The organism is Streptomyces sp. NBC_00568 (genome assembly GCF_026341855.1).
Taxonomy (GTDB): Bacteria; Actinomycetota; Actinomycetes; order Streptomycetales; family Streptomycetaceae; genus Streptomyces.
On record NZ_JAPENW010000001.1, the window covers coordinates 125,794 to 150,441 of the forward strand.

Annotated in this window: 21 protein-coding genes and 1 pseudogene; 6 read left to right on the forward strand and 16 right to left on the reverse strand. The window is 70.2% G+C overall.

From position 1 onward, the window contains the following. Positions 1-374: 374 nt before the first annotated feature. The gene (locus OOK38_RS00570) at positions 375-2,453 is read right to left on the reverse strand and encodes a TerD family protein (protein WP_266764064.1); all 2,079 of its coding nucleotides are present in this window, start codon (positions 2,451-2,453) and stop codon (positions 375-377) included. A 991-nt stretch (positions 2,454-3,444) separates the two neighbouring features. Further along, entirely contained in the window at positions 3,445-3,771 is a 327-nt protein-coding gene (locus OOK38_RS00575; RefSeq protein WP_266764063.1) for a hypothetical protein, read from the reverse strand. Between the two features lie 379 nt (positions 3,772-4,150). Here OOK38_RS00575 and OOK38_RS00580 point away from each other — a divergent pair, with 379 nt between their 5' ends. Continuing rightward, positions 4,151-4,582 (forward strand): hypothetical protein, encoded by a 432-nt coding sequence (locus OOK38_RS00580; RefSeq protein WP_266764062.1) that lies wholly within the window; start codon positions 4,151-4,153, stop codon positions 4,580-4,582. Positions 4,583-5,487: 905 nt separating this feature from the next. Continuing rightward, on the forward strand, positions 5,488-5,784 hold the full coding sequence (locus OOK38_RS00585) for a hypothetical protein (protein ID WP_266764061.1): 297 nt from the start codon (positions 5,488-5,490) through the stop codon (positions 5,782-5,784). A gap of 340 nt (positions 5,785-6,124) precedes the next feature. Here the strand turns inward: OOK38_RS00585 and OOK38_RS00590 are convergent, their stop codons facing one another. After that, positions 6,125-6,460 carry a hypothetical protein gene (locus OOK38_RS00590; RefSeq protein ID WP_266764060.1) on the reverse strand — a complete coding sequence of 112 codons (336 nt, stop codon included), beginning with the start codon at positions 6,458-6,460 and terminating at the stop codon, positions 6,125-6,127. 572 nt (positions 6,461-7,032) lie between these two features. Between OOK38_RS00590 and OOK38_RS00595 the strand changes: the two genes are divergently transcribed. Beyond that, positions 7,033-7,257 (forward strand): cold-shock protein, encoded by a 225-nt coding sequence (locus OOK38_RS00595; protein WP_266764059.1) that lies wholly within the window; start codon positions 7,033-7,035, stop codon positions 7,255-7,257. Positions 7,258-7,621: 364 nt separating this feature from the next. Here OOK38_RS00595 and OOK38_RS00600 read toward each other — a convergent pair whose 3' ends face one another. The 11 genes and pseudogenes from OOK38_RS00600 to OOK38_RS00650 form a co-directional block, all read right to left on the reverse strand. Then, complete coding sequence (locus OOK38_RS00600) at positions 7,622-8,653, reverse strand: FUSC family protein (RefSeq protein ID WP_266764058.1); 1,032 nt, start codon at positions 8,651-8,653, stop codon at positions 7,622-7,624. 434 nt (positions 8,654-9,087) lie between these two features. Then, the gene (locus tag OOK38_RS00605; RefSeq protein ID WP_266764057.1) at positions 9,088-9,873 is read right to left on the reverse strand and encodes a sulfite exporter TauE/SafE family protein; all 786 of its coding nucleotides are present in this window, start codon (positions 9,871-9,873) and stop codon (positions 9,088-9,090) included. Between the two features lie 96 nt (positions 9,874-9,969). Continuing rightward, positions 9,970-10,245 (reverse strand): annotated as a pseudogene (locus OOK38_RS00610) (YnfA family protein); the annotation flags it as partial. A gap of 36 nt (positions 10,246-10,281) precedes the next feature. Then, on the reverse strand, positions 10,282-11,025 hold the full coding sequence (locus tag OOK38_RS00615; protein ID WP_266764056.1) for an IclR family transcriptional regulator: 744 nt from the start codon (positions 11,023-11,025) through the stop codon (positions 10,282-10,284). Positions 11,026-11,345: 320 nt separating this feature from the next. Further along, entirely contained in the window at positions 11,346-12,971 is a 1,626-nt protein-coding gene (locus OOK38_RS00620) for a thiamine pyrophosphate-binding protein (protein ID WP_266764055.1), read from the reverse strand. A 133-nt stretch (positions 12,972-13,104) separates the two neighbouring features. Further along, positions 13,105-15,297 (reverse strand): 3-hydroxyacyl-CoA dehydrogenase NAD-binding domain-containing protein, encoded by a 2,193-nt coding sequence (locus OOK38_RS00625; protein ID WP_266764054.1) that lies wholly within the window; start codon positions 15,295-15,297, stop codon positions 13,105-13,107. 38 nt (positions 15,298-15,335) lie between these two features. Further along, the gene (locus tag OOK38_RS00630; protein ID WP_266764053.1) at positions 15,336-16,550 is read right to left on the reverse strand and encodes an acetyl-CoA C-acetyltransferase; all 1,215 of its coding nucleotides are present in this window, start codon (positions 16,548-16,550) and stop codon (positions 15,336-15,338) included. Positions 16,551-16,571: 21 nt separating this feature from the next. After that, positions 16,572-17,714 (reverse strand): acyl-CoA dehydrogenase family protein, encoded by a 1,143-nt coding sequence (locus tag OOK38_RS00635; protein ID WP_266764052.1) that lies wholly within the window; start codon positions 17,712-17,714, stop codon positions 16,572-16,574. A 41-nt stretch (positions 17,715-17,755) separates the two neighbouring features. Then, complete coding sequence (locus OOK38_RS00640) at positions 17,756-18,769, reverse strand: LLM class F420-dependent oxidoreductase (protein ID WP_266764051.1); 1,014 nt, start codon at positions 18,767-18,769, stop codon at positions 17,756-17,758. Further along, complete coding sequence (locus OOK38_RS00645) at positions 18,769-19,905, reverse strand: CaiB/BaiF CoA-transferase family protein (RefSeq protein ID WP_266764050.1); 1,137 nt, start codon at positions 19,903-19,905, stop codon at positions 18,769-18,771. The genes OOK38_RS00640 and OOK38_RS00645 overlap by 1 nt, the downstream gene beginning before the upstream one ends. Before the next feature lie 246 nt (positions 19,906-20,151). Then, positions 20,152-20,532: an MmcQ/YjbR family DNA-binding protein gene (locus tag OOK38_RS00650; RefSeq protein WP_266764049.1), complete on the reverse strand. Its 381-nt coding sequence runs from the start codon at positions 20,530-20,532 to the stop codon at positions 20,152-20,154. A 140-nt stretch (positions 20,533-20,672) separates the two neighbouring features. Between OOK38_RS00650 and OOK38_RS00655 the strand changes: the two genes are divergently transcribed. Beyond that, positions 20,673-21,845: a trans-acting enoyl reductase family protein gene (locus tag OOK38_RS00655; protein ID WP_266764048.1), complete on the forward strand. Its 1,173-nt coding sequence runs from the start codon at positions 20,673-20,675 to the stop codon at positions 21,843-21,845. Positions 21,846-21,965: 120 nt separating this feature from the next. On the opposite strand, the gene mmpA is transcribed toward OOK38_RS00655, so the two are convergent. Then, positions 21,966-22,112, reverse strand: coding sequence for a morphogenic membrane protein MmpA (gene mmpA / locus OOK38_RS00660; RefSeq protein WP_368080845.1), 147 nt, complete (start codon positions 22,110-22,112; stop codon positions 21,966-21,968). Between the two features lie 170 nt (positions 22,113-22,282). Next, positions 22,283-22,972, reverse strand: a complete 690-nt coding sequence (locus OOK38_RS00665) for an endonuclease V (protein WP_266764046.1) — start codon at positions 22,970-22,972, stop codon at positions 22,283-22,285. Positions 22,973-23,129: 157 nt separating this feature from the next. Between OOK38_RS00665 and OOK38_RS00670 the strand changes: the two genes are divergently transcribed. After that, complete coding sequence (locus OOK38_RS00670) at positions 23,130-23,426, forward strand: YciI family protein (protein ID WP_266764045.1); 297 nt, start codon at positions 23,130-23,132, stop codon at positions 23,424-23,426. 173 nt (positions 23,427-23,599) lie between these two features. Further along, positions 23,600-24,610 (forward strand): LLM class flavin-dependent oxidoreductase, encoded by a 1,011-nt coding sequence (locus tag OOK38_RS00675; RefSeq protein WP_266764044.1) that lies wholly within the window; start codon positions 23,600-23,602, stop codon positions 24,608-24,610. Positions 24,611-24,648 lie beyond the last annotated feature (38 nt).

Below are 24,648 nucleotides of genomic sequence, written 5' to 3' on the forward strand. Positions count from 1 at the left end.
CCCTTGGTGACCGGCTCCGGCGAGGCGTTGACCGTGAGCTTGGAGTAGCGCTGCACGTGGAAGGTGCCGAGGTTCGTCCGCTTCGCCGGGTCGCCGTCCTTCTGCGCATGTGATTCCCAGGAAATGAGGCCTGCCACCCGGGCGGGTGTCCGGCGGGTGAACGAACTGTGTGGGATGGCCTCACGCCTTCGGTCGCCTGTTCCCATGCCCTTGGCGGCCCGAGTGCGGCCCGGGCGGATCCGTGGGGGAAGGGGAACGGTTCGGGGCGGGCCGCAGGGGGATTGAGGCTTGCGCGATGCCGGGGAGACAGGAGCGGAGCCCGGCCGAGTCCTTTCGTTCGGGCCCCGCTCCTGCCTCCGGGTGGACGTCGGGCCTCAGGCTGTCGTCGCCGTGTACTTGGAGGGGGTCCGGCGGGAAGTCGAACCCTCCAGACCGACCACCACGCCGGTGTAGAAGCGGTTCACCGCGTCGTCGACGCTGCGGATGAAGCCCGACTCCGCGTTCCCGCGCGTGCTTCCCATGCTCTTGAGGAGGGACAGCCGGAAGCCGGTGATCTGGGACGCGGGCTCCTTGGGCAGCATGTCGGCCGGCTCGGGGCGGAGGCGTTCGAGCGTTCCCCGGGGGCCGGCCGCTTCGCCTTCGACGAGGGTCTCGACGTGCAGGTCCGCCGGAGCCTCTGCCAGGCGCCGGACCAGTCGCTTCGCCCACGACAGGGGGTAGCCCTGCTCGGGTGCCGGGATCTCGATCGAGGTGCGAAGCTTGCCCGTACGGAGGTCCGCGCTGATCGCCAGGACGCCGGGCGTCCCCTCGATGCGCAGCTCCGAGTGCAGGCGCCCCTCGAGGCAGAGCTGATCCGCGAGACGGCCGCGGAGCGCCTTCGGATCGGCTCCGCGTCTGGTGCGCTGGACCGGCAGCACCTTCTGCCCCAGTTCGCCGCCCAGCCGCAGGCAGACCTGGCGGATGAGGCGTTCCCAGCTCTCGACGACCTCCAGCGCCCGCGAGTCGCCCTGGCACAGGGTCTCGTCGTCGATTCCGTTGCGTACCGGTACCCAGGCCGGACCCATGTTCTGGAAGCCGTGGCAGCCGGAGTTCTCGTGCCGCAAGTAGTGCAGCAGCTCCTGAAGGAGCCAGGCGTGCGCCGCGTTGCCGACACCTTCGTGTCTGATCAACAGCTGTGCCTGATGCGCCACTTCAGCCCACGACAGGTGCCACAGGGCCACCTTGTGCTTACGCCGCTTGTCGATCTTGACCTCGACGAGCGGGCTGCCCTCCAGCGCCACGTCGTTCGACAGGGTGATCACGGCCTCGTAGCCGCGGCGCGCGGCGATGTCCATGTACGCCTGGACCTGCTCGGCCTTGAGCGCGCTGCCGTTGGTCTTCGTCTCGATGAGGGCCGTCCACAGCTTGCCGGCCCGCTCGACCCGGATCACTCCGTCCGGGCGACGCGGGGTGTCGCCGTGCGGCAGGGTGACCTCGGTGAAGGTCTCCATGCGGCCGGCCGGTGCTCCGAAGGCGGCGGTGAGTCTCCGGCCGAACTCGGGGACCTGAGCCATCACGGACAGCAGTACCGAGGTCGCACGCGTCTCGCGCTCCCGGTCGCTCTTGAGCGCCGATGCCGGGAAGAGCCGCGCGTCCTTCCACGACTCGTTCTCGGCCAGCGTCTTCTTGGCGGCCTTGGGCAGGACAACCTTCTTCTTGGCCGTACGAGGCCTCGCCGCCGCCTTCCTCGGCTGCCCCTCGTCCTCAGGCTGGCGAGGGGAGGGGACCGCATCGAGAGTCTCCTGCGGCTGGGGTTCGCCCGCCGACGCCCCCGCCGGGGCCGATGGCGACGCCGTTGCCGGCTCTGCCGTCGTCGGGTCCGCCTGATCGTCGCCCTCGGTCTCGTCCAGCGCTTCCCCGGCCGCCGCGTCGTCGTCGATGTCGACCCCGAAGTCCGTTGCCAGACCGGCGAGACCCACGTCGTAACCCTGGCCGACTGCGCGGAACTTCCATTCCTCCGCACGCCGGTACAGCTCGCCGAAGATGATCGCGCTCACCGAGTCGGCGTCGTCGATGGCGAAGTTGAGGAGTTCCTCGCCTCCGCCGTCCGCCAACGCCAGTCTCACGCAGTCGAGTTCTCCGAAACGGGCGCCCTCGTAGCGGCTGGCGGCCAGGACGATCCGGTCGACTTCGGGGGAGACCGCAGTCAGGTCGAAGCTGATCCGGTCCTCGTTGCCGTCCGCCGTCGGTGTCTTGCCCAGAAGCTGCACGCTTCCGTCCGCGGCGACCGGGTTGTTGTAGAAGTAGAAGTCGGCGTCGCTGCGGACCTTGCCGTTCTCGTCCAGCAGGAGGACGGACACATCGGCGTCCCCTTCGCCGGTCGAGCTCCCCCAGCCCAGACTGACGATCACCGAATCGATGTTCTCGCTCAGAGCCGCGAGAGAGACATTCGACCCCTTGACCATGTCGCGCATAAAGCCCCCCAGAACGGTGCAACTTGCTGTGCTCGCACCTGCATCCGGCCGTCTGATGCCCCGGCGCTGCCCGGTGATCGGTGCGCGGGTGACTGTAGTGCCCATGAACCACATCTGCAGGAATCGCGCAGAATCCATGTGGGAATCGTGGACGGGTCCTTAAGGTGACCTCCAGCGGACGGACAGCCGAGGCACAAGCCGGGTTGGCCGGGGTCGGCGTCTCTCTGCGATCGACCTGATAGGGATGAGGCCAGAGGTCCAAGTCCCGCGGCCGGCCAGGGGAGTCAACTTGACGAGAGTGGTCTGTGGCTTGGCTCGGCGGTTGAGATCCAACCAACCTACGCACCTGTCCAGCCGCGTGTCAGACTGCCGTTCATGACTCATAACCGAAAGGGCCATGCCGCGTAGGCGCCCCTCAGGCCTCCGGGCCGACAGCAGGCGCTTTGCCGCGCATATCCGCTACTCGAAGATCAGTCAGCTTTCCGGTTCAGCTCAGGCACAGATCATTCGGTTGGAACGGACGCGACTCCAACCCGGCCTGGTCAAACAGGCTCTCTCTCGATGGACTGCCATCGCGCGGGCACCGAGCAACCAGCTACCTTCACCATTCAGCGACCGGTGCGGAGTCACCGACTGTTGCCCAGAGCCTGCGGACGAGCGAGATCTGCTGGAACTGGCAATCTGCGCCCTCCCCAAGAAGAGCTCCCGGGAGCTCCGCAGCATCGTGCACGCACTCGATCTCAAGATCCTAGAACGCCCCGACACCGGGTCCTACAGAAACCCACCGCATCGTTGGTGGCAGAGCGCCTTCTGACTGAGCCGTGCCCTCACGTGCCCGATCGCACGGGGAGCAAAGGGCGATCACGGTGTACCGACATGCCGACGGCCCCTGACCGAGTTACCTGGTCAGGGGCCGTTCATCTGCGGTGGGTGTGGGATTTGAACCCACGGTGACTCGCGCCATGACGGTTTTCAAGATTGTCCCCTGGGCTCACCGCGGCAGATCGAGGTGCGCGAGCAGGCGCAGCACACCGGCGAGGTGATCGAGATCGTGCCACAGGGCGATGACGTCCTCTGGGGCGCGCCGCACAAGCGACCCGATCTCAGCGACATCGTCGCTGACCTGTCCACAGTCAAGCTGCGCTGTCGGCATTTCGCTCATGTCGAACGCGGCTGCAAGGTCGAGGCTCCAGTAATAGTCCACGGGCAACTCGGAGAGGTCCACCTCATCACCGAACCGGCGTTCAGCCTGGTCCAGGAGTACGGAACAGGCTCGCCGAAGATCGGCCATCCTCAGTACGTGTTCGCTCTGCGTCATACACGCGATGATGCCGGAGCACGTCAGCGGCACTCCGTCGATCGCACACCGACCAACCTGCGTGCTGTACAGCAGTGAAGTACAGCAACCGGCACGACCGCAGTCCCACCGTCAGCGGCTCACGGTGACCGAGTAATCAGCCCAGCAGACCTCAACAACCGTCCCGCCCATAGTTCGCATCGAGAGGGTCAGGGACTTCGCAGACCAGCCAGCGGCAGCCCGTGGCTTGAGGCTGCGCCGACCTCACGTGGCCTCGGATGCCCACGCTTGCGTGATCAAGCCTCCTGCCTGCGGATTTGTCTGGCTGGGAGTTTGATCGTTGCTACTCTCCGGTAGATCGTTGCATCGATATGTCGATGCACCTCGAGTTGGGGGCAAGGTGCACAAGAAGCACAAGGTGGGACGGGCCGCGGCCGTGGCGGTGCTTGTGGCGGTGCCCGGCGGCCTGGTGTTGAAGAGCCAGGCCGCGGCGGCCGAGCGGAGATCGGAACAGAAGTCTCTCGAGCAGGCCGTCGAGGAGGTCTTCCAGCGGAGCGCGGATGCGCCTGATGCGTCCTGGCGGAAGTACGCCCCGCCTCGGGGCAAGGTCTGGAACCAGGCCGACGCCAGAGCCGACGTGACGGAGGTGGAGAAGAAGGGCGCGCAATTCACGGTAGACGTCACTGAGATCACCACTCCTTACCTGTCCGACAAGTACGGCGGTGGGCTGGCGGCGACCCCGCCTTATATGGGCGACCACCGGTTCGTCTTCGAGCGGGACGGGGACGACTGGCGTCTCGTCAAAGACCTGACAGAACAGCTGTTGAAGTAGCGCACCTGCCTGCGTGTCTGTCGGGATGTTCAGCCGCCGCTAGCGGTCCAATACCAAGCTGGCCTAACGCCGTCAGCGTCCCGTCCCTGTGTCACACCGCTGCCGGCCTTCAGAGGGCGGCTTCGCGAGGGGGTGGAGCGTGGGAGCGGCATTTGTTCTCTGGGGCGTAGCGGTGTGGCTTCAGCTCGTGGGCACGGTGGTCGGCGTGCGCGCGCTGGTACTCGGACGAGTTCCCGGCCGACGGCTACAACGCTACGTCGCACAGCCGAGGGTCTGGGGGGCCGGTGTGCTGTTGCTCGTCGCTTGCGTGTTCTCGTCCGTAACTGTCGCGGTCATCGGAGCGGGGCTCATCGCCCTCGGACACGTCAGGACACCGACGTTCGACTACTGATCATCGAGCGGCGATGGACGGCCCCGGGTGTGCCACTCCCGTGCAAGAACGGACGGGGACTCACGGGGAATCGAGGTTCGCCAGGGTACGTACCGCCCCACGCTGCCCAAGGCAGGGATTCCCAGGTCACGCCTGCGATCCCCCAACCTCGCTCCTAAAGCGGGTGTCGCAGGTTCGAATCCTGCCGGGGGCACACTGCTAAGGGCCAGTTCAGAGGCTTGATCCTCTGCAACTGGCCCTTTGCTGTGATCACGGCCGCGCCACACCCGTGCCACAAGGGTCGGCTAGGCCGCGTCTCTCTGATCAGGTCAGGCCCGGGGCGCCCAGCATCGCAGGCTGATCCGAAGGACACCGTCCCAGGCGGACCGAATGCGCGGGCAAGAGCGCCAAGCCGGCCGTTGACAGCCGAGTTTCGTAGGCAAACCGTTGTCGGCGCGTCGTTGCCCGGTGGGCCCGTCACCCGCATCCTGACGGTTCAGCACGATCACGACGAAGAGAATGAGGGTTCCCGCACATGCAGCAGATCCCCGACCTCGGAAAGAACCCGCTCGGCAAGCCGGATCCGTGGGCCAGGGTCCGAGGGCTCGCCTGGTGGCAGTTGGTCCTCTCGATCATGCCGATCCTCCTGCTGTCGGTCGGCGGGGCGATAGGCGGGGCCATCGGGGCGGCGGGCCTCTTCGCGAACCTCGCCCTCGCCCGCAAGCCGTTCGGGACGCCGGTCAAGCTCCTGGCGATGCTGGGCGTGGTACTCGCCTCTTATCTGGGGTACCTCCTCGTCGTGGGTCTCGCCTACAACCTGCTCAAGGGCTGACCCCCTCCGGCCGGGAATCCTGATCTCGGCGGCCTGGGCGACAGGCCCGGGGTAACTCGCCCCGTCCCGTGTCCTTCGGATCAGGGCCCGGGGCGTCCGGCCACACCCAGCAAGTACCGGGGCCCGGAGTCCGCAGGTCAGACGCCAATTTGCTCGTCGACTCGTTCGTTCTCTGGTGCGGCCAACTCGACACCTCGTACGCGCCGTAGCCGGCGAGCCAGGGAAAACAGTGACGCACCTGCGATGCCACACGGCTTGAGGAGACGTCGGCCGCGCCGGAAGGGCACCGTAAACGGGCGTACCCGCGCTTGACGGCAGCCGAGTCGGCATCCTTGGCTGCTCACCACAGGGAGATGCACGGCGACATTGCCGGATTCCATACGAGGTCTATGAGGGGCAGCAGACAGAAGCGCGCCACCGTCAGGGACCAGCCGAGCCGTCGCAGCCATACGTAGCCACGCGAGAGCAGGACCAGGCTGAGCACGACGGAAGCCGTCAACCCGATGCTGAGCCACAGCATTGACGGGACGTCCGCCAAGAACACATAGGCATCATCGCGCCAGGTCCAAAGGCTCCTGGCCACGAGCAAGGTCAGAATCGCCTCCAGGCCGACGAACCAGAACCCACGGGTGGTGAGCCGGAAGATTTCACGCAGCCTTGCTATCGATGACACCATTACCACTCCGGCTTGATTCGGTGGATCCAGGAATTCGACTTCGGTTCGAGCTTTCCCTGGGTGGAGACTCGTCCGCGTACGCGGTGACGGCTGAGAGCGGCATGAACTCGTCGCCGACGGAAAAGGGTGGACCGCATCTCGAAACTGGTGGTTTCGTCCGCGGTGCCGGCGCTCACGTCCGTCACGATGACGTTTGCGGTCTCACTGGTGGCGCGCAGCGCCACCGTGCTGTCATCGGTGGATGGACGCACTTCGCGCCTTCGGTTGGTGCCGTGTATTCCGGCTCCCCTTTGTGTGCCCCGGGGCGATTCCCCGGGTAGAGCGCAAGTTCTATCAGTGATCTTGTAGGAGCTGATGGTCGACTTCCCTGCACTCAGGGCGATTGGTGCTAGTTCAGGCGGAAATGAGAACAGTCCATGCGGGGAATGCGTGGCCAGAAAGTGATCACGGCAGGCCTGCTGGAGTGCGCCTGAAAAGCCTGTCGGCGGGCATGTCGCTGACAGCGGGGCTGCGACGTACTTTGCTGAGGCACCAAGTGCGCCGGCGCAGACGAAGCCCATAGTGTGCCGCCCATGGTGACTGCGACCGTCCGCGAGTGGGACGACGAGGAAGGGTGGGGCGTGCTCGACTCCCCCGAGACCCCCGGCGGCTGCTTCGGCCACTACTCCGACATCCAAATGGCCGGCTTCCACACGCTGTCGCCAGGACAACAGGTGGACCTCACATGGGAAGCCCCTGGCTTCAAGCAGGACGGGTACGACTACCGCGCGGTGGACATCGTGCCTCTGCCCGCCTGACATCCACGCTTGACATCAACGGCGGCGCACGACCACGGTCTCCATCGGTCCTCTACGCCACCACACCCTTTACCGCAGCATGTAATAGCACCCCATCGATCGAACTCCTAAAGGGGTGTCGCAGATTCGAATCCTGCCCCCATGGCACTGGGCAGCTTGGCCATCGGACTGATCATCGTGTGCTGGGCCGCCTGGTACAGGGTTCGACGGGCCAGGCGATCACAGGAGGCGCCGGATCGCCCGACCGGCCCCGTGAGCGCCGACTGGGCCCCAGGCTGTGCCTCCCCGATCATGAGCTGATCCAGGTGATGATGGCTGCGAAGGTGACCGCTGCTTGGAGGGGTGAGCGAGGTGTGGCCAGCCGTCAGATGCTGTGATTGCCGGTTGCGAGTTCGGGTTGTGGGCTTTGCCGCAGGAGGCGGTCGCCGATCGCGTGGACGACGGCGAGGCCGATGACGAGGATGGCGATGCCTGCGAGGATTTCGAAGCTGCGGTGCTCGGCTTCGACGGCGACCTGGCCGGGGGAGGCGAGGGCCAGGACGAGGGCGAAGGTGTAGAGGCCGTACATGAGCCAGTACTTGTCGGCCTGGGTGAGGGCGGCGATGAACGCGGCGGTGGCGATGGCCGAGGTGACCCAGACGGACGGGGCGAGGATCGCCACGGGCAGGGCGGCGGCGGCGCCGGCGGCGGTGCCGATGGTCTTGCCCCGGATCCGGTCGCGTTTTCCTGTGACGATGTACAGCGCGAGGATGATGATCGGCTCCGGCACCCAGTAAGGCTCGGTCCACCCGAGCGCGACCCCGAGTGCGGCCCCGGCACCGAGGGCGGCGCCGAACACGAGCGCCACCACGGCGGCCACCCCGACGGGCAGGCGGTCGCCTTCGACGACGGCGGCGGTGCCGAAGCGGTGGGCGATCACGATGCCGTAGCCCACACCGAGGGCGGCCATGATGCTGGAGATCAGCGCGTCGGTGCCGGACGGCGTCGGTGCCGCGAATGTGGCAGCGAGGGCGAGCGTCAGCAGCGGCGGGAGCCAGCCGAAGCCGATCCCGGCCCCCACGACGACGCCGATCACCGCGAGGAGCGCCACCCACCACCAGTCGTAGGCGGTGAACGAGCCCAGGCCGACCGCGACCCCCGCCGCGGGGGCGAGGTACAGCATGCGACGGGTTCCGCCGAGCTTCGCCCCGACGACGCCGAGGAGCAGTCCGAGGAACACGGCCCGGGCACCCAGTTGCCCGGCAACGATCCCGGCCACCGCGACCGGCAGCACGATCGCCACCACGACAGCGCCGAGAATGTGCAGCCACCTGCGGGCGCCCGACTGCTTGGCCGGGCCCGCCGCCGCGTCCGGCTTACCGCCGTTCGGAACGTCCCCGTGCTCAGCCTCGCCCACCGCACGACCCTTCTCGCGTCCGGGGCCGGGGCCGGTTCACTCGCCTGCCCGGCTCAGCGGTCACCCTACGCAACCGGGCATCCCAGGCTGGCGAACGCCACTGATGCATCCGGGTGCTGGCGGGTCGCGCGCGGCGCGGTCGCAGGTCGGCCGCATCCGCATACGCGATCTTCCAAAACTGGTTGCTGTACAGCAGCGAAGTACAGCAACCGGCATGACGGCAGCCGACCGGCACCAGCGCTTGGCGACCGGTTCACCAGCCCCGCAGACCTAAACGACCGTCGCGCCCATAGTTCGGGACGAAGAGGTCGTGGGTTCAAATGCCGCCCCCGACAAGGGGTGCCCAAAGCTGGGTCCTGGCCGGGGCGCTCAAGTTCCGAGCTCGAGAGGTGCCGTCCTCAAGTGCAGGCGCCGTGGGAGGTTGAGGTGGCAGGTCAGCGAAGTGCGTTGACCGCATAGAGGGTGCCGAGTCCGGCCGCCAGTGTGCCAAGGAGTAGGCGGAGCAGGTTCTCGGGTAGGCGCGGCTGGATGCGGGCTCCGAGGTAGCCGCCGATGAGACCGCCCAGGCCGCAGGTCAGGCCGAGGAACCAGTCGGGGGCGATGCTGCCGCTGCGGGTCAGCGACAGCAGGGCGAAGGTGGAGGCGCCGACCAGCGAAGTCGCGAAGGTGGAGGCGAGCGCGGCGGGGGCGACTTGGGAGACGGGGACGCCGCGGCCGACGAGGACGGGGCCGAGGATCGAGCCGCCACCGATGCCGTAGATGCCGCCCACAACCCCGACCGCAAGGGCCAGGCCGGTGACTGTCCTTGGGGCAGGCTCAGGACGTCGGGTCTCCGTGGGCTCAGGATGCAGGGTCCGGAAGATGAGCCAGGTGCCAAGGGGCAGCATCAGAGCGGCGACCAGGAGGCGGAAGACACTCGGACCCGGAAGCGCGAATACGCGGATGACCGCTCCGAGGACAACGCCGGGCAGGGTGCCCAGCAGCAGCCGGCGCACGAGCGGTCCCCGCAGGGCGCCGTCGCGTCGGTAGCGGAGCAGGGCGCCGGGCCCCGCCACCACGTTGTAGAGCAGATTCGTGGGCGTGACGGACGGGTTCGGCACGGCGAACACGCTGAGCTGCACCGGCAGCAGGAACACCGCCCCGGACACTCCAACCGGCGCAGTCACCACAGCGATCAGCATCCCGACCGCGAGCCCGACCGTGCCCAGCTCCCACTCCACCTGATGGCCCGCCTCGCCTAGCCGTCCCCACTCGCTCCGATGCGACAGACTAGATCGCCCCGGTACACCAGGAACGGCGCCAGGACCGCGCCCCGATCAGTGGTTACGCGGGGCGTACATGATCACGGCCATTCCGGCGAGGCAGACCAAGGCGCCGATGACGTCCCAGCGGTCGGGGCGGTATCCGTCGGCGATCATGCCCCAGTCGATCGATCCGGCGACGAACATCCCACCGTAGGCGACCAGGATGCGGCCGAAGTTGTCATCGCTCTGCCAGGTGGCCACGACCTCAGGGCCGAGAGCGATGACGCCCGCGCCGACCCAGATCCAGCCCTTGTGCTCGCGGATGCCCTGCCACACCAGCCAGGCCCCACGACCAAGCGCTCTGCCTGCACGCGATGCGGCCCGTCAGGCGGACAGTGCGCGGGTCAGGGCCCGCGCCGCGGCGCAGACCCGTGCGCCGACGCGGTCCATGTCCAGACGGCGGGTGCCGCCGGTGACCGAGAGGGCGGCGATCGGACGCGGCCCCGCGGGGCCCTGTTCGTAGACGGGGGCCGCGACGGCCGAGACCCCGATCTCGGCCTCCTCCAGGTTGACGCCGTAGCCACGGGCCCGGGTCGCGGCGAGGTCCCGGGCGAGCTGACCCGGCAGCACGAGGGTGCGCGGGGTCAGCCGGGGCAGGGTCCGGTGCGGTGGCCGGGGGCCGTGGGCGAGGAAGATCTTGCCGGTGGCCGTGCAGTGCGCGGGCAGCCGGCCGCCGGTTCGCGAGACGATCGGGGTGGCGCGGCGGCCGGTGATCTTCTCCAGGAAGAGGGTGTCGGGCCCGTCGGGCACGGCGAGGTGCACGTTCTCGTGGGTCTCCTCGTGCAGATCGCCGAGGTAGGGCAGGGCGGCATCACGCAACTCCCGTGCGGTCGGCGCCGATTGCCCGAGCACGAAGAGGGCGAGCCCGATGCGGTAGCGGCCCTCGGAGGTGCGCTCGACGAGTTCCAGCCGGACCAGCTCGCCGAGCAGCCGGTGCGCGCTCGGCTTGGGCAGCCCGGTGCGCAGCGCCAGTTCGGCAAGGCTCAGCGCCTCCTCGGACTCCCCGCAGGCACGCAGCAGCGCCGCACCACGCGCGAGCACCGACTTCGGGACCGCTCCGTCCGTCATGGACCGATGGTCGGGCGCCCCGGGCCGGATGACAAGGTGCGGGTCGCCTCGAGCCGCCGACCGTCACCGAAGCGGTACGCCGATCGGCGGCGAACCAACAACTGACCATGTCCAGCAGGTGAGTTCACGCCGCGATCCGTGATCGGAGCAGAACGTCCCGGTCGGCCACCCCCCAGCGGCGCGTCCCCGTCTCCACCCGGGCGGCGCGTCCCCTTCACTCATCGCGCGGCGCGTCCCCGTCGGCCACCCCAGAGGCGCGTCCCGGTCGCTCATCTCGCGGCGCGCCCTCGACGGCCACCCCGGCGGTGCGGGCCGGTGGGTTACCGGAGCGGCACGTCGAGCAGCATCGGGCGCGTCAGCTCCCCCGTTCCCGCGACGATCTCCCGCACATGGTCGGCGCTTTCGGCCCGTACGGCGTCGATCCCGAAGAACCCGGCCGCCTGGGTGAAGTCGAGGGCGCCGAGCTCCGTCCCGGGGCAGGGGCCCTGTCCGCCCATCGCCTCATAGGTGTCCTGAAGGGTGCGGTAGGCGCCGTTGCTCATGACCACGAACAGCACCGGTACGGCGGATCGTGCGGCGCTCCACAGTCCCTGCAGGCCGAACAGGGCGCAGCCGTCCCCGAGGACGGCGACCACGGGCCGCCCCGGCTCGGCGAGTGCCCGGCCGACGGCGGCCCCGATCCCCCAGCCGAGCCCCCCGCCGACGGTGTGGGTGTAGCTGCCGGGACGGTCCAGACGTACCAGCCGGCGCAGCAACAGGCCGACGGTGATGGCCTCTTCGACGACCGCGGCACCGGGTGGCAGCCCGTCCGCCACGGCGTGGGCGGCGGCCCAGGGCGCGAGCGGCGCCGGGGAGTACGCGGCGCGGGCGGCGGCCTCCGTGCGGTCCCGTTCGGCCGTGTGCCGCTCACCGGCGCGCAGCACTCCGGCCTTGGCCCTGTGCGCGGGCACGCGGTCGCGCAGCTGGTCGGCGAGGCGGTCGAGGGAGGGGGCGAGGGCGCCGACCAGCCCGAGGTCGGCGGTGAAGTTGCGGCCGATCTCGTCCGGGTCCGAGTCGAGCTGGACGACGGTGATGCCGGGCGGCAGCGCGGGGCCCGGGGTGTAGTGGTGCGGGGTGAACGCGTGCGCCCCGGCGATCAGGACGGTGTCGTACGGCGTGAGAGCCTCGCGAATGGCTTCGTGGCGCGGGGGCAGCATGCCCGCGTACAGCGGGTGGGTGGTCGGGAAGTCGAGGCAGTCGGCCATCGGCTGGTGGTGGACGGGGGCGCCGCAGGTCTCGGCGACGCGCACGAGGGCCCGTACCGCGTCGTCGCGGCCCACGCCGTCGCCGGCCACGATGGCAGGACGGGCGGCCCGGCCGAGCAGCACCGCGGCGCGGTCGAGGCCGGCGGCCGGACCCGCACGGGGTGTCGGTGTGCGGGGCGGGACCTCGACCTCGGTGTCCTCGGCGAGCAGATCCATCGGCACGGACAGGAACACCGGCCCGGCGGGCGGCCGTACCGCGAGAGCGAAGGCCCGGCGCACGGCGAGCGGGAGGTCACGGGCGTGCTGGACGTCGACGGCCGCCTTGACGGCGGGGCGGGCCAGAGCGACGAGATCGCCCGACAGCATCGGGTCCTGCTGGAGATGGCGGCGGTCCTGCTGGCCCGCCATCACCACCAACGGGGTGCGGGAGCGGCGGGCGTTGAGCAGACCGATGAGCCCGTTGGCGAGCCCGGCGGCGATGTGCAGGCTGACGAAGGCGGGGCGCCGGGTCGCGCGGGCGTATCCGTCGGCCATGGAGACGACGGCGCCCTCGTGGATGCCGAGCACGTACGCGGGGGCGTCGGCGGTCTCCGCGAGGGCGGCCAGGAAGGGGAGTTCGGTGGTGCCGGGGTTGCCGAAGACGCGGTCCACGCCCTCGCCGCGCAGGATGTCCAGCAGAGCGAGGGCGGGACGGCGACCCATGAGGGCTCCTCGGCGGGGGGACGGGTACCGGTTCGCCGGTCAGCGTCCGGTGCCCGCCCCCGTGGAGCAAGTCCCCCATACCACTCAGCGACACGTCACCCCCGTGCGTGGGCCCGGGCGTGACGCGCCCCGGTCAGGACGCGTCGGTGAACCGCTCGCCCTTCTCCGCCTTCTCGACGAGCAGCGCCGGCGGGAGGAAGCGGTCCCCGTAGCGCTCGGCGAGTTCCCGCGCGCGGGCCACGAACGCGGCCGGTCCGGTGCCGGTCGTGCCCTCGTAGCCGTTGATGTACTGCAGGACACCGCCGGTCCAGCCGGGGAAGCCGATCCCGAAGATGGAGCCGATGTTGGCGTCGGCGACGGAGGTCAGGACGCCTTCCTCCAGGAGCCGGACGGTGTCCAGCGCCTCGGAGAAGAGCATGCGCTCCTTCATGTCCTCGAACGGGATCTCGTGCCCCGCCGTACCGAAGTGCTCGCGCAGCCCCGGCCACAGCTTGCCGCGCCTGCCGTCCTCGCCGTACTCGTAGAAGCCCGCGCCGCCGCTGCGACCGGGGCGCCCGAACTCGTCGACCATGCGGTCGATGACGGCCTCGGCGGGGTGGGTCTCCCAGGTGCCGCCCGCCTCCTCGACGGCCTGCTTGGACTCCTTGCGGATCTTGCGCGGCAGGGTGAGCGTGAGCTCGTCCATGAGGGAGAGGACCTTGGCCGGGTAGCCGGCCTGGGCGGCGGCCTGCTCGACGGATGCGGGCTCGATGCCCTCGCCGACCATCGCGACGCCTTCGTTGATGAAGTGGCCGATGACGCGGGAGGTGAAGAAGCCGCGCGAGTCGTTGACGACGATCGGGGTCTTCTTGATCTGCCGCACGAGGTCGAAGGCGCGGGCGAGCGCCTCGTCGCCGGTGCGCTCGCCCTTGATGATCTCGACGAGCGGCATCTTGTCGACGGGCGAGAAGAAGTGCAGCCCGATGAAGTCGTCCTGCCGTTCGACGCCCTCGGCGAGCGCGGTGATGGGCAGGGTCGAGGTGTTGGAGCAGAGCAGGGCGTCGGGCTCGACGATGTTCTGGATCTCCTGGAACACCTTGTGCTTGAGCGCGGTGTCCTCGAAGACGGCCTCGATGACGGCGTCGCAGCCCGCGAGGTCGTTCGGGTCGGCGGTGGGCGTGATGCGGGCGAGCAACTCGTCGGCCTTCTCCTGGGTCGTACGTCCCCGGGAGACCGCCTTGGCGCAGAGCTTCTCGGAGTACGCCTTGCCCTTGGCCGCGGCCTCCGCGGTCACGTCCTTCAGGACGACGTCGATGCCCGCGCGGGCGCAGGAGTAGGCGATGCCCGCGCCCATCATCCCGGCGCCGAGAACCGCGGCCCTGCGGACCGGGCGCGGCTCGATGCCCTTGGGGCGGTTGGCGCCGGAGTTCACGGCCTGGAGGTCGAAGAAGAACGCCTGGATCATGTTCTTCGAGGTCTGGCCCGCGGCCAGCTCGACGAAGTAGCGGGCCTCGATGACCTGGGCCGTCTCGAAGTCGACCTGCGAGCCCTCGACGGCGGCCGCGAGGATGTTGCGCGGGGCCGGGTAGGGCGCGCCGTTGGTCTGCTTGCGCAGGTTGGCCGGGAAGGCGGGCAGGTTGGCCGCGAACTTCGGGTTGGCCGGGGTGCCGCCCGGGATGCGGTAGCCCGGCTTGTCCCAGGGCTGCTGGGACTCGGGGTTGGCGTCGATGAACGCGCGGGCCTTGGCGAGCAGTTCCTCGGGGGTGGCGGCCACCTCGTGGACGAGGCCGTTCTCCTGGGCGCGCGTCGCGTTGTACTGCGTGCCCTGGAGGAGGACCTTCAGCAGGGCGTCGGCGATGCCCAGCAGCCGTACGGTGCGGACGACTCCGCCGCCTCCGGGGAGCAGACCGAGCGTGACCTCGGGGCAGCCGATCTTGGTGCCGGAGGTGTCGAGGGCGACCCGGTGGTGGCAGGCGAGGGCGAGCTCGAAGCCGCCGCCCAGGGCCGCGCCGTTGATCGCGGCGACGACCGGCTTGCCCAGGGTCTCGATGCGGCGCAGGTTGCGCTTGATGGCGAGGCCGCCGTCGAAGAGGTCTTGGGCGGTCTCGGGGGTGACCCGGATGAGGTCGCGCAGGTCGCCGCCCGCGAAGAAGGTCTTCTTGGCGGAGGTGAAGATGACGCCCCGGACCGAGTCCTTCTCGGCTTCCAGGCGGTCGGTGATCGCGGCGAGGGAGGCGCGGAACGCCTGGTTCATGGTGTTCGCGGACTGGTTGGGGTCGTCGAGGACGAGGGTGACGACGCCGGTCTCGTCCTGTTCCCAGCGGATGGTGGTGGGCTCAGTGCTCATCAGGGGATGCTCCGTAGATCCTTGATCCGTTGGGAAGGTCAGACGCGCTCGACGATCGTGGCGATGCCCATGCCGCCGCCCACGCAGAGGGTGGCGAGGCCGTACCGCTTGTCCTGGCGCTCCAGTTCGTCGACGAGGGTGCCGAGGATCATCGCGCCGGTGGCGCCGAGGGGGTGGCCGAGCGCGATGGCGCCGCCGTTGACGTTGACCTTGTCCAGCGACAGGCCCATGTCCTTCACGAAGCGCAGCACGACGGCCGCGAAGGCCTCGTTGATCTCGACGAGGTCGATGTCGTCGATGGTCAGGCCGGCCTTGGCGAGCGCCTTGCGCGTCGCGGGCGCGGGCCCGGTGAGCATGATGGTGGGCTCGGAGCCGGAGACGGCGGCGGAGACGATCCGCGCGCGCGGGGTGAGGCCGTAGCGCTCGCCGACCTCGCGGGAGCCGATGGCGACGAGCGAGGCGCCGTCGACGATGCCCGAGGAGTTGCCCGCGTGGTGCACGTGGTCGATCTGCTCGACCCAGTGGTACTTCTGCAGCGCCACGGCGTCGAAACCGCCCAGCTCGCCGATGTCGGCGAACGACGGCTTCAGCCTGGCGAGCGAGTCGGCGGTCGTACCCGGACGCAGGAACTCGTCGTGGTCGAGGACCGTGAGACCGCTGCGGTCCTTGACGGGGACGACGGACTTCTCGAAGCGGCCGTCCTTCACGGCCGCGGCGGCACGCTCCTGGGAGAGGGCCGCGTACTCGTCGACGTCACGGCGGGAGAAGCCCTCGATGGTGGCGATGAGGTCGGCGCCGATGCCCTGCGGCACGAAGTTGGTGGCGAGGTTGGTCATCGGGTCGGCGAACCACGCGCCGCCGTCCGAGGCCATCGGCACCCGCGACATCGACTCGACGCCGCCCGCGAGCACCAGGTCCTCCCAGCCCGAACGGATCTTCATCGCGGCCAGGTTGACGGCTTCCAGGCCCGAGGCACAGAAGCGGTTCTCCTGGACGCCGGCCACCGTGTCGGGCAGTCCGGCGGCGATCGCGGAGATACGGGCGATGTCGGAGCCCTGGTCGCCGACCGGGCCCACGACACCGAGGACGATGTCGTCGATGGCGGCCGGGTCGAGGCCCGGGAAGCGCCGCTGCACCTCGTGGATGAGCCCGACGACCAGGTCGATGGGCTTGGTGCCGTGCAGGGCGCCGTTCTGCTTGCCGCGACCGCGCGGGGTGCGGATCGCGTCGTACACGTACGCTTCGGTGCTCACTGGTAAGCCTTTCGGGGAGGGTTAGCCGAGCAGCGAACGGCCGATGATCTCCTTCATGATCTCGGTCGTCCCGCCGTAGATGGTCTGGATGCGTCCGTCGGTGAAGGCCCGGGCGACCCGGTACTCCGTCATGTAGCCGTAGCCGCCGTGCAGTTGGAGGCAGCGGTCCGCCACCCGCTTCTGCAGTTCGGTGGCCCACCACTTGGCCATCGAGGCGTGCACCGCGTCGAGTTGGCCGTCGGAGTGGTCGACGATGCAGCGGTCGAGGAAGGTGCGGGTGACGGCGCACTCGGTGGCCATCTCGGCTATCTCGAAGCGGATGTGCTGGAGTTTCGCGAGCGGCCGCCCGAACGCCTCGCGCTCCTTCACGTACTGGGTGGTGATCTCCAGCAGGTGTTCGGCGGCGGCGATCCCGGCGACGGCGATGCCCATGCGCTCCTGCGCGAGGTTCGTCATGAGGTGCACGAACGCGCCGTTCAGCTCGCCGAGCAGGTTCTCCTTGGGCACGCGCACGTCGTTGAAGAACAACTCGGCGGTGTCCTGCGACTTCTGGCCGATCTTGTCGAGGTTGCGGCCGCGCTCGAAGCCTTCCGTGCCCCGCTCGACGACGAGCAGCGACAGCCCGCGCGCACCGCCTTCGGGGGTGGTCTTCGCGACCACGATCACCAGGTCGGCGAGGATGCCGTTGGAGATGAAGGTCTTGGAGCCGTTGAGCAGGAAGTGGTCGCCCTTGTCCTCGGCGTGCGTCGTGATGCCCTGGAGGTCGGATCCGGCGCCGGGTTCGGTCATGGCGATCGCGGTGATGATCGAGCCGTCGCAGAAGCCGGGCAGCCACCGTCGCTTCTGCTCCTCGGTGGCGAGGTCCGTCAGATACGGCCCGATGATGTCGTTGTGCAGCCCGAGGGCGAGACCGGCCGCTCCCGCGCGCGTGAACTCCTCGGCGAGTACGGCGCTGTAGCGGAAGTCCGCGTTCCCGCCGCCTCCGTACTCCTCGGGCACGGCGAGTCCGAGCAGGCCCTGCTTCCCGGCCGCCCGCCAGGCGTCGCGGGAGACGATGCCGTCCTTCTCCCACTGCTCGTAGTGGGGCAGCACCTCCTTGGCGAGGAAGGTGCGCACGGTCTCGCGGAACGCGTCGTGCTCGGCGGTGAAGATCTGCCGCTTCATGCGGGAAACGCCTTCCTGGAGTTCAGACGGGGGGACACCGGCTAGAGCCAGCCCTTGACGGTTTCGACGAGCCGGGCCGGTTCCGGGCCGACGGGCGTCACGTTCAGCATCGTCACCCCGGCCTCCCGGAAGGCGGCGACGCGCTCGCGGACGTAACTCTCGGGGCCGCACAGCGACATGAGCTCGCAGAACTCGTCCGGCACGGCCGCCTCGGCCTCGGCCTTGCGGCCGGACAGGTAGAGCTCCTGGATGAGGCGGGCTTCCTTCTCGTAGCCGTACGCCACCGCGAGGTCGTTGTAGAAGTTCTTGCCCGGGGCGCCCATGCCGCCGACGTAGAGGGCGATCCTGGGGCGTGCGAGGTCGCGTACGGCCGCCGCGTCCTCACCGATCGCGAGCAGTCCGCCCGCGACGGTCTTGAGCGGTCCGAGGGCCGGGTCCCGGCGGGCGGCGCCCTCGGCCAGTGCCGCGCCCCACACCTGGTGGGCCTTCTCGGGGATGAACAGCGTGGGGAGCCAGCCGTCCGCGACCTCGGCGGTCATCCGCACGTTGGCGGGCCCCAACGAGGCGACGTACAGCGGGACTTCGGGACGTACGGGCTTGGTGAGGATCTTCAGGGGCTTGCCGAGGCCGCCGGGGCGGGGCATGTCGGTGATGCCGTGGTGGTCGATGACCTCGCGGCGCAGGATGCGGCGGGTGAGCTCGATGGTCTCGCGGGTCCGGCCGAGCGGCCTGTCGTACGCCTTCCCGTGCCAGCCCTCGACGACCTGCGGGCCGGAGGCGCCGAGCCCGATGATGGCGCGGCCCCCGGAGATCGCGTCGAGCCCGGCGGCGGTCTGCGCGATGAGCGCCGGGGTGCGCGAGTAGACGTTCAGGATCGCGGCGCCGATCTTCACGCGCTCGGTGCGGGCGGCCAGGTAGCCCATGATCGTGGGCGAGTCGAAGCCGTAGGCCTCGGCGACCCAGACGGCGTCCAGGCCGGCGGACTCCAGGTCCGCGACCTCGTCGGCGGCCTTTCGCGCGTCGCCCGCGTAGTCGAGCGGGAGGGAGAGCTCCATCAGTCGCCGTCCTTCGTCAGTCGGGGAACGTCCCAGTCACGGGCCACTTCCGCGGTGTCGGCGCCCGGCAGGGCGGGGCCGCCGCGGACCGAGGTGGGGGTGGTCGAGAAGCGCGGCGCGGGGGCCGGCTGGGTGATGCCGCCGTGGTCGACGAAGGTGCCGCGGGCGGCGAGGTGCGGGTGGCCGGGCGCCTCGCGCAGCGACAGGACCGGCGCCACGCAGGCGTCGGAGCCCTCGAAGACGGCGGTCCACTCGTCCCTCGTACGGGTCCGGAAGCGGGCGGCGACCGTCTCGCGCAGTTCCTCCCAGCGGGCCATGTCCTTGCGGGCGGGGCCGAGTTCCGGGATGCCGAGCAGGTCGACGAACTCGTCGTAGAACCGCTGCTCCAGCGGGCCCACCGCCATGTGCCGGCCGTCGGCCGTCTCGTAGGTCCCGTAGTAGGGGCAGCCGCCGTCGAGGAGGTTGGCGTGGCGCCGGTCCTGCCAGCCGCCCGCGGCCATCATGCCGTGGATCATCGCGGAGAGGTGCGCGGTGCCGTCGACGATGGCCGCGTCCACGACCTGCCCGGCGCCGGTCGCGCGCGCGTGGTGGAGCGCGGCGAGGACGCCGACGACGAGATAGAGCGAGCCGCCCGCGTAGTCGCCGAGGAGGTTCGCGGGGACCGCGGGCGGCTGGTCCGGCTTGCCGATCATGCCGAGGGTGCCGGTGAGCGCGATGTAGGCGATGTCGTGCCCGGCGCGGTGGGCGAGCGGACCTTCCTGGCCCCACCCGGTCATCCGGCCGTAGACGAGCCTCGGGTTGCGGGCGTGACACGCGTCCGGGCCCACACCGAGGCGCTCGGCGACTCCGGGGCGGTAACCCTCGATCAGGATGTCGGCTCGTTCGGCGAGGTCGAGGACGCGGGCAGCGCCGTCCTCGGCCTTGAGGTCGATGATCACGGACCGCTTGTTGCGGTTGGTGACGTCGTGGGCCGGATCGACCCCGAGCCCGGGGCCGCCGGGCCGGTCCACCCGGACGACATCCGCTCCGAGGTCGGCGAGCAGCATGGCGGCGAACGGGCCGGGGCCGATGCCCGCCAGCTCGATCACGCGCACCCCGGTGAGGGGGCCGTTCCCCGGCGTTCCTGCCTCTGCCATCAAGCCCCCAGGACTGTGACACTACTGATGTGACATCAGCGATGTTAAGAACGTGTTCCACTCCGGGCAAGCCCCTGACGAGCAAGCGCTTAGTTTAATTTCCGGTGCCGGACCATGACCAAACCGGTCCGTACCAGGCCAGGGGACCGGAACCGGACCGTGGAGACGGATTGCCCGCCTGCCGCGCCCGACCCGGGCGAAGCGGGTCGGCGGCCGACCGGGCGCACCCCGAGCGGACCCGCGGGATCAGCGCTGGTCCAGCTCCGCGATCAGCTTCTTGGGGGCTATGACCCGGTAGCTCTCCTCGACCCAGTCGCACAGCAGCTCCGCCGCGGGAGCCCCTTGCTCCTCCAGGGGTACGCGCACCCAGCCGGCCTTGCCCAGGCCGTATCCGGCGGGCTCGGCACCGGGTGCGGTGAGCGCGTGGGCGTGCGCCGCCTCGTCCTTGAGCTTCACCGTGAGGCCCATCGGGTAGCTGCCGTCGTCGGTGCCGAGGAAGACGAAGACCTTCTTGTTGACCTTCGCGACGGTCTCCCCCCAGGGGAACTCCTCCGCGGCGCCGGGCAGGCCGAGCGCGAACTCGCGCACCTTCTGCCACTTTTTCAGGGCGTTTTTCGACACGGCCACGGCTACCTCCGGCCTGTTCCGGCGACCTCGTCGTCCGACTGCTCGTACCTCACGCTAGCCTCAGCCACCGACAACGGCGCTTCGCGCCCGACGTGGCGAGCACCGCACGATCGAGCGCAGCCCACAGTGCGGAGGGTGTCATGAGCAGGCTGAACGGGACGGACCGCCCGTACGACATCGTGCTCTTCGGAGCCACGGGGTTCGTCGGGGAGCTCACCGCGGAGTACCTCGCCGCGCACGCGCCCGAAGGGCTGCGGTGGGCGATCGCAGGGCGCAGCACGGAGAAGCTGGAACGGCTGCGGGAGCGGCTCGGCGGCGCCCCCGGTGTGCTGCGGGCGGACGTGACCGACCCGGACTCGGTACGCGAGCTCGCCGGGCAGGCGCGCGTGGTGGCCACCACGGTGGGGCCGTACATCACCTACGGCGAGGATCTGGTGGCCGCCTGCGCGGATGCCGGGACCGACTACGTGGACCTCACCGGCGAGCCCGAGTTCGTGGACCTGATGTACGTCCGGCACGACGCCCGCGCGCGGGAGACGGGCGCGCGGCTCGTGCACGCCTGCGGCTTCGACTCGATTCCGCACGACCTGGGCGCCTACTTCACCGTGCGGCAGCTCCCTGAGGGCGTGCCGCTGAAGGTGGACGGGTTCGTGCGCTCCCAGGCGATGTTCTCGGGCGGCACCTTCGCCTCCGCGCTGAACCAGTTCGCGCGCGGCCGGCACCTGCTCGCCGCGGCGCGGGAGCGCAGGCACCACGAGCCGCGCCTGATGGGGCGCCGTGTCGAGGCCCCGCTGGGCGCGCCTCGGTTCGCCAAGGAGGTCGGGGCGTGGGCCCTGCCGCTGCCCACGATCGACGCCCAGGTGGTGCAGCGCTCAGCGCGCGCCCTGGAGCGCTACGGGCCGGACTTCCGCTACCGCCACTACGCGGCCGTCGAACGGCTGCCCATCGCCCTCGGCGGGGTCGCCGGGGTGAGCGCGATCTTCGCGGCCGCCCAGCTGCCGCCCGCGCGCCGCTGGTTGTCCGGCCGGATCAAGCCGGGCGAGGGCCCGAGCGCCGAACTGCGGGCGAAGAGCTGGTTCTCGGTGCGCTTCGTGGGCGAGGGCGGCGGTCGGCGCGTGTACACCGAGGTCGCGGGCGGCGACCCCGGCTACGGCGAGACCGCCAAGATGCTCGCGGAGTCCGCGCTGTCCCTCGCTCTCGACGAGCTGCCGAAGACGTCGGGGCAGGTCACAACGGCGGTGGCGATGGGCGACGCGCTGATGGAACGGCTCGTCGCGGCCGGGATCACCTTCCGGGTGGCGGCGGTCCGGTAGGGGCGGGGCCAGAGCCGGGGCCCGGCCCGGGGATCCTGAGGGGTCCGGCAAGGGGGCTCCGGCGGCGTACGGTAAGGGGATCCGGCGGGGTACGACGCGTTCGTGAGGGTCTCGCGGGCCTCACGACGCCCAGCCGATCACCGTGTAGACCATCCCGCCGATCCAGGCGAGTCCGGCCGACATGGCGAGGACCAGTGCGGCCACAACGGCGCGCTCGACGGGCCGGTTGGGGTGGGCGGCGGGCTTCGGGGCACGGTGCGTCGTCATGTGGATCAGCTTGCCGATCATGACGGCTTCACACATCCGCACGCGTACTCAGAACATGTACTCAGACCGACCCGGCCGACGTGTGGAAGACATCGACGGCCGGCGGGTGAGGGACGCCGGGCGGGCCAACGGTCCGTAGACGCCAGGCCGTTGCCGCCAGGCCGATGCCGTCAGGCCGTTGCCTCCTGGAGGGCCCGCCTGCACAGGGAGTCGGCGTGCCGGGTGGATTCCGGCAGGCGGTACTTCGGGGCGAGGGCGAGCGTGTGCGCGCAGGCGTTGTCGAGGTCCACGCGATGGCCGACGGACACGAACACGGGCTTGATCCCGTCCTGGGTACGCAGCGCGCGCCCCACCTCGTCGGTGCCGGCGAGCAGCGGTGAGACGCTGCCGCGCCGGACGCCCGGCTCCTCGTAGGTGAAGGTGAAGGGGTTCTTGGCGACCCCGATCGTGGGGAGCCCGGTGAGGACGCCGAGGTGACTGGCGAGGCCGAAGCGGCGCGGGTGGGCGAGGCCGTACCCGTCGCACACGACCAGGCCGGGCGGGCAGGGCAGGGCGTCCAGCGCGGCCAGGACGGTCGGGATCTCGCGGAAGGCGAGCAGTCCGGGGACGTACGGGAAGGAGACCCGGCCGACGGCGGTGGCCTCCGCCACGACGTCGAGGCTCGCCGCGTCGAGGACGACGGCCGCCGCGACCACCACGTCCCGCTCGTCGTCGTAGGCGACGTCGACGCCGGTCACCCGGCCGGTGCCGGGCGGCGGGCCCGGCTCGTCGAGCACCACCCGCCCGCGCAACTCGTCCTGCACGGCGCGGGCTTGTTCCTCGGTGGCGGGCCAGCCCGCGGGAATCCTCACGGTGGTCATGATGGGAACGAGCCTAATGGGCACAGGACCGGGCGGTGGGCCAGGGTTCTGCAGCTGCTGCCGCTGGGCGCCCGGCACGGTCGGCACGCGGCTGAGCACGGGTCCTGGCAGCGGGACTCGCTCCCGCCGACTACTCGGGATCGGTAGGCTCGCGATCATGTTCGTACTGGAGCTGAGCTACACCGCGCCGATCGAAGCCGTCGACGCCGTCCTGGAGGCCCATGTCGCCTGGCTCGAGGAGCAGTACGCGGCCGGATTCTTCCTCGCCTCGGGGCCCAAGAACCCCCGCGACGGCGGTGTGATCCTGGCCGTCGCGGACGACCGGGCACGGATCGAGGAGATCGCCGCGGGCGATCCGTTCGTCACGGCGGGCGTGTGCGCCTATCGCGTCACCGAGTTCGTCGCGACGAAGACCGCGCCCGGCCTCGAGCGGTACCGCGAGCCGCTCGGCTGAACCTCCCGCTCACGCGCGGTCGAACTCCCGCGGAAGCTGACCCTGTTCATATAGTTCATGCAGTTCATGTCCGAGCGGGCCTGCCTCAGTGCGTCCCCGCGGCCTGACCCGCGACCGAACCGCCGTACGAGTCAAGGCGGTTGGCCCTGCCGGGCGATTCCTATACTGACCGAATGATCACTGTTCCGCTCAGCGCGCTCGAAGTGGCCATGGTCCAGAACGGCTCCGAAGCCGCCGACACGTTACGCGACACCACCGCGTTCGCCCGGCGCCTCGACGACCTCGGATACCAGCGTCTCTGGTACGCCGAGCACCACCATTCGCCGGCCATCGGAGCGTTCCCGCCCGTCGTGCTGACCGCGCACGCGGCCGCGTCGACGTCCTCCATCCGGGTCGGCTCCGGAGGTGTTCTCGCTCCGAACCACGCCCCGATCATGCTGGCCGAGCAGTTCGGCACGCTGTCCGCCCTGCACGGTGGCCGGATCGACCTGGGCATCGGCCGGGGCCCGGGTACCTTCGACGAGTCCACTGCGCGGGCCCTGCGCCGCGGCGCAGGGCCGACCACCGACGACGAGTACCGCGGCGATGTCTCGTCGACGCTGCGCCACTTGGTGGAAGAGGTCGCGCTCGACCCGCTCCCGGAACCGTGGCTGCTGGCTTCGAGCACGGCCGGTGCCGCGCTCGCCGGGGAACTCGGACTGCCGGTCGCCGTCGCCCATCACATTCGTCCGGACAACACCCTTGCCGCGCTGGACCGTTACCGCGCGCGCTTCTCCCCCTCCCGCTGGTGCGCGAGCCCGCGCGTGCTCGTCTGTGTGGAGACCGTGTGCGCCGAGACGGAGAAGGAGGCGTCCTGGCTCGCCGGCCCGATGGACGTCGTCAAGGCCGGACTCCTCCAGGGGCGAGGCGACATCCCCTTCCCCACGCCCGCGGAAGCGGCGGCTCACCCGTTCTCCGCGGAGGAGGTCCGGGCTCTGAAGAGCTTCCGCGCCCAGCAGGCGCACGGTACGCCCGAGAGGGTCGCGCGGCATCTGACGGACCTGGTGGACCTGACCGGCGCGGACGAACTCATGCTGGTGACACCCGTGTACGCGCTGGCCGACCGGCTGAGGTCGTACGAACTGGTCGAGCGGCACGTCGTGACGCCCACAGCGCCGCCCGGGAACACGGCTCTCCGCGACTGATCACTGCCCTCCGGTCGCGGAAGCCGTGCCACGGCGCG